This is a genomic window from Desulfurella amilsii, assembly GCF_002119425.1.
GTDB classification, from domain to species: Bacteria; Campylobacterota_A; Desulfurellia; order Desulfurellales; family Desulfurellaceae; genus Desulfurella; species Desulfurella amilsii.
Window position 1 is genome coordinate 23,803 of the sequence record NZ_MDSU01000002.1, and the last position, 9,073, is coordinate 32,875.

At 34.5% G+C, this 9,073-nt stretch carries 9 protein-coding genes; 1 reads left to right on the plus strand and 8 read right to left on the minus strand.

What is annotated here, in order from left to right; translation table 11 throughout:
• Nucleotides 1-14: 14 nt before the first annotated feature.
• The 8 genes from DESAMIL20_RS01560 to DESAMIL20_RS01600 form a co-directional block, all read right to left on the minus strand.
• Nucleotides 15-1,268, minus strand: coding sequence for a type II secretion system F family protein (locus DESAMIL20_RS01560; protein WP_086033131.1), 1,254 nt, complete (start codon nt 1,266-1,268; stop codon nt 15-17).
• Nucleotides 1,268-2,272, minus strand: coding sequence for a type II secretion system protein (locus tag DESAMIL20_RS01565; protein WP_086033132.1), 1,005 nt, complete (start codon nt 2,270-2,272; stop codon nt 1,268-1,270). Before DESAMIL20_RS01565 ends, DESAMIL20_RS01560 begins: the two co-directional genes overlap by 1 nt.
• Nucleotides 2,269-3,438 (minus strand): type IV pilus twitching motility protein PilT, encoded by a 1,170-nt coding sequence (locus DESAMIL20_RS01570; protein ID WP_086033133.1) that lies wholly within the window; start codon nt 3,436-3,438, stop codon nt 2,269-2,271. Before DESAMIL20_RS01570 ends, DESAMIL20_RS01565 begins: the two co-directional genes overlap by 4 nt.
• A 10-nt stretch (nt 3,439-3,448) precedes the next feature.
• On the minus strand, nt 3,449-4,360 hold the full coding sequence (locus tag DESAMIL20_RS01575) for a hypothetical protein (RefSeq protein ID WP_086033134.1): 912 nt from the start codon (nt 4,358-4,360) through the stop codon (nt 3,449-3,451).
• Entirely contained in the window at nt 4,327-4,938 is a 612-nt protein-coding gene (locus tag DESAMIL20_RS01580) for a type II secretion system protein (protein WP_086033135.1), read from the minus strand. Before DESAMIL20_RS01580 ends, DESAMIL20_RS01575 begins: the two co-directional genes overlap by 34 nt.
• Nucleotide 4,939: 1 nt before the next feature.
• Nucleotides 4,940-5,557, minus strand: coding sequence for a type II secretion system protein (locus tag DESAMIL20_RS01585; protein WP_143340215.1), 618 nt, complete (start codon nt 5,555-5,557; stop codon nt 4,940-4,942).
• A complete protein-coding gene (locus DESAMIL20_RS01590; RefSeq protein WP_143340216.1) occupies nt 5,517-5,942 on the minus strand; it encodes a hypothetical protein in 426 nt (141 codons plus the stop codon). The genes DESAMIL20_RS01585 and DESAMIL20_RS01590 overlap by 41 nt, the downstream gene beginning before the upstream one ends.
• Before the next feature lie 138 nt (nt 5,943-6,080).
• Complete coding sequence (locus DESAMIL20_RS01600; protein WP_086033138.1) at nt 6,081-8,213, minus strand: hypothetical protein; 2,133 nt, start codon at nt 8,211-8,213, stop codon at nt 6,081-6,083.
• A 249-nt stretch (nt 8,214-8,462) separates the two neighbouring features.
• Between DESAMIL20_RS01600 and DESAMIL20_RS01605 the strand changes: the two genes are divergently transcribed.
• On the plus strand, nt 8,463-9,073 hold a 611-nt coding region (locus DESAMIL20_RS01605; RefSeq protein ID WP_143340217.1), incomplete at its 3' end, for an IS607 family transposase.

The window sequence follows — 9,073 nt, forward strand, 5'->3', positions numbered from 1 at the left end:
TTGCAAACTCCTTTTTACTTTAAATTAAACATTGGCAAATAAATACCTGCAAAAGTGAAAATTATAAAACCGCTTGCAAAAACAAGCATTATTAAAGGCAATACAGTAGATAACGCAAAAATTGAACGCTCAAAAAGCATTTTCTTGTTTTCTGCAAAGCTTACCATATAGTATTCAAGCTGTGTAGTTTCTGCTCCTGCTTTTAAAAAACCTATAAAATCAGGTTTAAAACCTACAAATTTAAAAGCCTCATAAAAAGGTTGTCCCATTCTAATATAGGGCAGGGTTGATAAAAGCATCTGTTTCATATATTTTGAATCTACTATTTCCGTTAAGTATTGTATAATAACATCTGGCTTTACTCCTGCCGAGTAAAGCAAATCAATAAAATAACATATTTTCATTATTTCATAGTTTTCCTGTAAAGCCATAAACGGCTTTAAAATAAAACTTAATCCGTTGATTAACGCTCTGCTTATACCATAATCTTTCCATCTTGGGAATTTGTATTTTAAGTAATTAGGAAAAGACGCTACGGCAAATATTGTTTTAACTGTAAAAAGCTTCCAGATGCCTAAAATAATTAAAGCGACAACAAAACCGCTTACATAAACATTGATATTAATAAGATTAGTAATTGCTATAACAATTTTTGTAGTTATCCCGTATGTAAGATGGTTTTCAAAAAAGCCCAAAGCTTTTTTCATAGCAAAACCGTAAACTATATAAATAATCAATGTTATTATGGTTAAAATGATTTTAGGGTTAATTAAGGCTTTTGCAAGTTCGCTTTCTCCTTTTGCCAACACATCTAAAAGAAAAACAACTTTCCCTAAAACCTCTTCTAAGTTACCGCTTTCTTTTTCTGCACTTTCAATAGCTTTTACAATAAATGTATTCATTCCAATAAGCTCAAACACTTTTGATAAAGACAAACCTTGTGTGGTAATAAGCTTTTTAATTCTAAGCGTCTGCTGTTTGGTATAGCCTGTAAACATTTCTGGTATAGTTTCAACTATTATTTCTGGATTAATACCTTGCTTAATAGTATTGTAAAAAATAGCGACAATTTCTTTTAGGTTTCTTAAAGGTATTTTTTTCTCATAAATATTTGTCAACGTTCTTAAATGGTCAATTTCAATATATCTTATTTTATAGCCTAATTCGCTGATGAGTCTTTTAGCTGTCATTACGCTGTCTGTTTTTATGTAATCATTTACAATTGTTCCATCTACCATTTCGGCAGAAAATTTAAATACTTTTCTCACTAATCTGTTCCTCCTACCGCTGTAATAATCAACTGATAGCCCCACGGGGTATATGCTATTGCGTGAGCTGTATATGGTGGCATTTCGTTATTCGGCTGTCTTACATTACTACTCCAGTTATCAATATATATCTGCATTTGTGTTAAGCTTGTTTGCGATGCAGAAGGATAATACCAAGCATTTGTCTGGTCGTTGATTGAAGTGGACAGGGCAATATTTGCTTGAACCACAGTTTCAAGACAGTTTGACGATGAAACATAGCAGGAGTTTGCAATACCTGAATTTGAGTCTGTATAAGATGAAGTATTGCCATTCTGGTCTGTTGCGACAAAGTGATCAATAGTTATATTTTTGCTTGGGTCTGCCTGAAACAGAGTAGCAAAAGTTTGACTTAAATAATTTGCGTATTTGTTAAGCAAAGCCAATGTTGCTTGATATTTCTGAGTTTCTATATTTGCGCCTGAAATCGTAACGCCTATATTTGTGCCTCCAAGAGTTAAGCTTCCATTATTAGGATTGAATGTTGATTGTAATTTATGAGATGAACCCAAACTTACTATTGCTATTGTTCTATACATAATGCCGTTTTGGTTTCCCTGCGGATAAGACACAAAAATATAGTAAGGATTGCCCCAAGCGTCCCTTAAAGCGTTGCCGTAAGGGATAGTAAAAAATGTTCTTGCAATATCAAGCCAAGCTTGGTTTGGAGTTCCAGCTGATATAGTAGGTGTTTGATTGTTTATCGTATCAATAGCACCGTTTGCGCCTGTATCCACATTTAAAGAAGCCTGTCCTAAGTAATTTGCATTGTCTATTATCCAAGCCCTTTCGCTGTAACAAGCTTCCATGCCTTTTTCCATTGAGTTTAAATAATTCTGCGTTTGAACTCTCTTGTATAAATTTTCAAGCTTGCCTATTCCACCTATTGATAAGGCTATGAGGATTGTCAATACTGCTAATACAATCAGCAACTCAACTATTGTAAAACCCTCTTGGTTTTTCATTCTTCAATTTCTCCATAAACCTTTCTAATTTCGTTTTTAAGTTCTTCTGATTTGTATGAATAAGCCAAAGCTACTTTCTGCGAAACAACGCCGTCTTTTATCAACTGCATAAGATGATGATTTAAAAGTAGCATACCGCTTTGTTTTCCCATATAAACAGTATTTTCTATTTGATTGATTTGGTTTCTTAAAATATTGTTTTCTAAGTTTTTATCATTAAAAGCAATTTCACAGGCAAGCGTTCTTGATTTTTTAATTGTAGGAATAAGTCTTTGCACTATAATCACTTTCAAGGCAAATGCCATAGCCACTCTTATCTCCTGCTGTTTCGCTTCTTGAAATGCGTTAACAACCCTTTCAATCGTCTGTGCCGTAGAACTTGTATGCAGTGTAGCAAATACAGTATGTCCTGTTTCTGATGCTTGAAGTGCTGTTGTTATTGTTTCTGCGTCCCTCATTTCTCCAACTACAATAATATCAGGGTCTTCTCTCAACGCTTCTCTTAATCCATGCGCAAAACTCTCTGTATCTGCATATACTTGTTTTTGTGTTATTATTGAACGCTTTGACTTAAATAAATACTCAATCGGATCTTCAAGCGTTATTATGTGTTTATTGTAGTTTTGATTGATATATTCTATTATGCTTGCAAGCGTAGTGGATTTACCTGAACCTGTTGGTCCGCATACTAATATAAGCCCTCCTGAAATATTTCTTATTCTTTCCAGAATAGAGTTTATATTCGGTATTCCAAGAGTTGTTAAATCAGGTATATCTTCTTTGATATATCTTAAAAAAATTCCTATTTTCTCATTAGAGTGGAAGCTTGTGATATTTGCCCTAAACCTTTTTAACCTGATTGTTACCATTAAATCAACTTCACGCTTTCCTGATTTAACAGTAGAATATTCTTTACCGTAAACTGCTTGATTTAAGATTTGAGATAAAATAAGCTGTATAGTTTCTTTGTTTATTATATCGTGTTCTATATATACCAAGTCTCCGTTTTTTACTCTCATAATAGGCGGCAAACCCTCTTGAAAGTAAATATCCGATACACTTTCTTTGTCTATATTTTCTAAAACAACATCAAAAAGTTTTTCTATTTCTGCGATTTTTTGGTCTTCTCTACCGAGATTTCTTGTAAATTCATCAAGTTCCTTCATACACACTCCTTTATTGATAACTAAATACTATCCATTTTATTACGCTGTTCGGCTGTGGTATGCCAACCCTTGCCGTATAAACTGTGCTTGATTGTCCTGTCTGCGCTACGGCACTCACATTGCTTGACGCATTATCAAAAACAAACTGAACTCCAAGCGTATTTGTGTATTCATTTGAACCGATATTCATCTGTGACGGTAAGTTTGTCTGTCCTATGGGTGTCCCCTGATAACAGCCGAAAATTCCCGCACCATACTGAGTAAGCCCTAAATTTTGGCAAGTGCTGTCTTGACTGTTATAAAAATAATTCCAGCCTTGCTTATTGCTTGCTGTATATAAAGCTTTGACAAAGCCTTGTATTTTTCTTGCAAGATTGCTTAACTGCTTTGAATTTTCAAGGTATATTTGATTATTAATGCTTTTTCCATCTATTTTTATTGCGGTATTTGTCCCGCCTAAGGTTAAAACGCCCGTGCTTTGATTGAATGTTGACTGCAATTTATGCGATGAACCAAGAGAAACTATATAAACCAAATGGTAATAATTGCCTGTTGTGCTGTCTGTAAGCCTACTGCTTACATACATAATATAATTATTCTGATAGACATCAGTTAAAGGCAGTCCTAAGTATCCTGCAAGCTGTTGCCAGCTGGAAAAAGTGCCTTGATTGGTTTGCAGGACATTGCCAGCGTTTTGTTCTATCTGGTAATCATTTTGATAATAAAAAGAATTTAAATTATCTTGAATATATGAAAATTGTTCCTGCTGTTTTGACTGCAAATAAATATCTGCCCTTTTGTAGTAAATATAATATACCATTGCAGAAACTACGATTAAAATAGAGAAAAAAATCAATACGGCTGTTGTTATAACAAAACCGCTTTGATTTAATTTTCTACCACTACAAAATTTATCGTGCATATTACTCCATTGCAGGTTGATTTCATTAATCCTGTGTTACTGTTTGAATCTGAGTTGAATTTCTGCTGTAAAAAGGTTACTGCCTGACTTGGTATATTAGTGCAGGTTACCACTATGTCATTATTAGCCCCGTCATTTAAATAATCTCCTGCGTTTGTGTTTACAGTGCATTTGCTTGCACTACCAAAAGGTGATTGCCAATAATTTTGCGGGCTTGCTGTTAAATTCGGTGGCAAAGCCTGCATATAAGGCTGAACCCAGCAGTTTGACGCTGAAATGTTGTCTTGATTATTAGTTGCGCTTGATGCTATATTTTTATTCCATAAAGCATTGATTGCGTTATCGTTTGGATATGTTCCGCAATCTTTATAATAGCTTTCCTCTGCTTGTCCTATACTCATAACCTGAGTAGCAAGTTCGTTTGATTTCTGTTTTGTAACCAAATCAGATATTTTAGGCAATAAAAGAATAGCAAGAATGGCTATTACAGTTAATACTATTAGAAGTTCTACTAATGTAAAACCCTTACAACTAAAAAGGCACTCTTTGCGAGTGCCTTGCAATACATTTTTTCTCATATTAATTGTAATTATTGAATACTAAATAACCAGTGCAATTGTTTTTATTAGAACAAGTTGCATAAAATTGCGAACCAGCTTGTCCGAAGTTGGGATTACCATTTACTTTTTGACTCATATATTGAGCTGTTGACTGATTAAAGCCGCTAAATGATACATAATCCTGCTGTGTAACTCCAGATGCGCCGTTTACCGTAGGCTGTGCTATATTAATTTTTATTTGGTCTGACGAACCAAAAGCACCTTCAATATAAGTTCCATCTGTGGCTATTGTGCCTGCTCCGCTGTTTAAATATGGTCCGTGCCACAACCCTTGTGCTGTGCAATCACTGCCGTTTTCGGTATAAGATGCGGTAGCATATGTTGACTGATATAACCCTCCGATTATTGTAGGTTCTGTTCCGCAGTCGTTTTGAAACTTACCTACTGCGCCGACAATTTCATTGGCAACTTTCAAATCCTGTGTTGCGTGCTGTTTATCCAAGAAAGATGGTATAGCAGACAGCAACAAGACTGCCAAAACCGCAATAACCGCTAAAACAATCAATAACTCAACAAGTGTAAAACCTTGCTGGTTTTTAATTTTCTTTGCTTGCGTTTCCAATTCCAACTTCTTCATTTCCTGAAACCTCTGTTGCATTTACGCTGTCCTCCTCTACTTCTTTAACATTTTCGTTTTTATTTGTTTTCTCAAACAACGACTCCCTGATTTCCTTAAACTCATCACTGTAATATAAATCAGACAGTTTAGTAAGGTTTTCATCTACCACACGCAGATTATCAAAGTATTTCTTCATTGCTTGGTTCATAAGCAATTTAGGGTCTTTGATATAAAGCTGTCCGATTAACTCCAAAAAATCCAGACTTTTCGCTAAAACCATCAACCTCCTGTAATTAACTCCATTGTTTACCGTTATTAATCCCATCTTATGATGCCGTAAAACCGTTTTTAATGGAATACCGCTTGCCAATTCCTCTTGTATTTTCTCTGTTGTCCGTTCCATAAAACTTTTTTTTGCCACTATAAACCTCCAAAAAAATAATTTTTTTTATAAAGCTTGCTTTTTTAAATTTCCAAAAGCAAGCTTTATAAATAGTGTAATAAAAAACCACGCAATAGTCAAGGGAAAAATGATTAATTATTATCCCCCACTATTGATACATATTGAAGGATCATACTGCCAACTTTGAGTTGTTTGAGTTGGTGGCAATGGTGATGTAGAAACATTATAAACCTTATAAGGTGGATTATATGTATATAAAGAAATACCATACCCCTGCCAACCAGTAGTAGTGGCAGGTGCATAACAATAGCCATTACTGTAACTAAATGGTGTAGGACATGTTTGATAACTAATTAAACCGGAATAGTAAATTCCAAAATAATCATAATAACAATCACCACCATAACATTGAGTGCTACCGTAAGTAACACATTGAACATAGTTATATCTTGCTTTTGTATAAGCCCACACAGTTATCGCAGGCATTACACAATAACCATTTGAGTAGGTTAATCCCGGTGCACAGCCTTGTCCGTTGTAAGTCAAATTATTTGTAACAGGAACTATTGAACTAATCAGCGATGTATTAAAACTGCAAGCCCCATATCCCAAACTATCTGTCCCGCTTGAAATTGTATAGTCGCAAAGCTGATTAGTGAAAGGGTCTATAATGATATTATTAAAATTGGTATTATTTGGATTAATAGAGTTTACATTTACCGCATACTGTTTGCCTGAATTTAAATTACCTGAATTCAACGCAGTAGGATTAACTGACTCCGCTGATATTTCCTGCATAGCGTAATAATTACCGTCGCTTGATTGAACTGTCTGAAAAGGCTCTGGCACAAGCCAATCTGTTTCCTGTGCGGTTACACCCTGCAAATAAAAGTTAATATTGTTGTAGTAGGTAGCATTGCAGTTTGTAGCATTAAGAATTAATGCTTGCACCCAGCTTCCGCCATAAACGCTAATCCAGCCTTGATTATATGAAAAACCATTTGTCCACTGTCCATCGCCAGCCGCCTGAACATATTGCGAAAAGCTTCCCATTGAATATAAGTTAAAAAAGTTTGTGTATGGAGAGCTTACATCATGAACCCCAGCCGATAAATAACCATAGCTTAAAAAATAATCCGTATAACAATGTTTATAGCATATTAAATCACTTGGCCCGCCTGATAAAGAACCCCAACCGCTATATCCTAAGGGACTTGCACCGCCTCCGCCAAAACATAAACCCGAACAGCCCCACCAACCGCATTGTCCCGAACAACCGCTTCCATAGCTGTAATTTGCCTGACAACTTCCATTTAACTGCCTTAAAGAATAAGCCATATTAAACTGCAAATTGCCGTTTGAGTCTGTTGTTGCGCTCCAGTTATCAATGTATTTTACAATTACATTTACAGGGCTGTATGGTGCTAAATATTGATTATTTACATAGTTTATCAAATTAGTAACTAAAACCTGCGGAACATAAGTAGCTGTCGTATTAACTTCATTAACTTCAAAGCCTACATTGTAAGCAGTTTGCGCTGATACTTGAGTATTTAACGGTGTAGCTACTACACTGCCTAAGCCTGTCGGTGTAAGCTGGTAAATCTGAACCAGTAAATTACCTAAATACTGATTTAAAACAGGTGCAATTGTTGACGAGTAATTAGGCAACTGCTGTATTCCTATATCTACATTATGCGTAAAGTAAGTAACCATTGCTACATAAGGATTTGGATTAGTAACTATCCAGCCACTTGCTTTGGATTGTATATTAGCAGGGTCAAAACCTGAAAAGTTTTCTATGTTAGGAGACCAAAGCGCTGAATTTACAGCCCACTTATTTACATATTTACCAGTAACTTGGTCGTAAACATTAGCCGAATAAACACAGTTAACTGTAACAGTGTTTACTCCATACTGTTGTATCATACTGCCTGCGTTTGCTATAAGCTGATTGAAGTCATTCTGCGGAAATACAGTGTTTGCCGTATTAGCTAAATCGGCATTGCTTGCAAACTGCGTTCCGTATTGACTGCCTATCGGATTTGAATAAATAGGCATTACGGATTGCGTAACATCATAGGTAGCTACCACTTGACTATTGACATACTTGTTGATTTGAGCGGTAAAACTGTGCGATAATCCTTCTATTTCGGTTATCGTCATAGTGTAAGTGGTAAATCCCTGCGAATCCGCATACGAATAATTTAAAGTGCCTATACCTATAAAAATCAGCAAGAAAGCTATTAAAACTTTTTTAAGCAATCCCATAACAAACTCCTTTTTAAAAAGTTAAGTTTTAAATAAAAAAACCACATTGCCCTTGAATTATAAGTTTAATTCTTTTTTAGATTTTGTCAATTATTAAAAGAAATAAATTATACTTGTTTTTCACTAAATTTGTGTTATTAGATATTTTTAAAAAAACACACATAAGAGGCAATCTAACTGTTAAATATTTTATCATATTTTATATAAAAAACCACTTGACAAATACATATTTTGGTGTATAATATAAGTATGTATAAGATTGGTCAGTTTTCAAAGCTTACAGGTATATCAATACCGACTTTAAGAGCATGGGATAAAAAAGAAATATTGAAACCAGAGTTCAAAACACAACATGGAGAAAGAAGATACAGTGATGCTCAACTACAGAGTATACTGCAGAAGAAACCAGATACATTACGTATTAATATAGGTTATGCAAGAGTAAGTTCAAAAAAGCAAGAAGATGACTTAAAAAGACAGATTGATCTATTAGAGCTGTTTTTAGCAAAACAAGGTAAACCATTTAAAATAATCTCTGATATAGGCAGCGGTATAAATTACTCAAAAGCAGGGCTAAAGGAATTAATAAAGTTAATATCATTAAACCAAATAGATAAAATTTATGTGCTATATAAAGACAGACTTGTTAGATTTGGCTTTGAACTTATAGAAGAATTTGCAAAACTTCACAGCACAAATATTGAAATAGTTAATCAAACAGAAGATAAAACTGACGAAGAGGAGTTAGTGGAGGATATTTTAAATATAATTCATGTTTTTTCTTGTAAGCTAAACGGTAAAAAAAGCCATATAAATAAAAAAGTGGCTGAAAGGTTATTAAATGAGAACTACCCTCAAAA

What these genes read in the sequence shown, in the direction of transcription:
- DESAMIL20_RS01565 (WP_086033132.1), bottom strand. Translation starts at nt 2,272, where the DNA reads ATGAAAAACCAAGAGGGTTTTACAATAGTTGAGTTGCTGATTGTATTA.
- DESAMIL20_RS01580 (WP_086033135.1), bottom strand. Translation starts at nt 4,938, where the DNA reads ATGAGAAAAAATGTATTGCAAGGCACTCGCAAAGAGTGCCTTTTTAGT.
- DESAMIL20_RS01585 (WP_143340215.1), bottom strand. Translation starts at nt 5,557, where the DNA reads ATGAAGAAGTTGGAATTGGAAACGCAAGCAAAGAAAATTAAAAACCAG.
- DESAMIL20_RS01575 (WP_086033134.1), bottom strand. Translation starts at nt 4,360, where the DNA reads ATGCACGATAAATTTTGTAGTGGTAGAAAATTAAATCAAAGCGGTTTT.
- DESAMIL20_RS01600 (WP_086033138.1), bottom strand. Translation starts at nt 8,213, where the DNA reads ATGGGATTGCTTAAAAAAGTTTTAATAGCTTTCTTGCTGATTTTTATA.
- DESAMIL20_RS01570 (WP_086033133.1), bottom strand. Translation starts at nt 3,438, where the DNA reads ATGAAGGAACTTGATGAATTTACAAGAAATCTCGGTAGAGAAGACCAA.
- DESAMIL20_RS01590 (WP_143340216.1), bottom strand. Translation starts at nt 5,942, where the DNA reads ATGGAACGGACAACAGAGAAAATACAAGAGGAATTGGCAAGCGGTATT.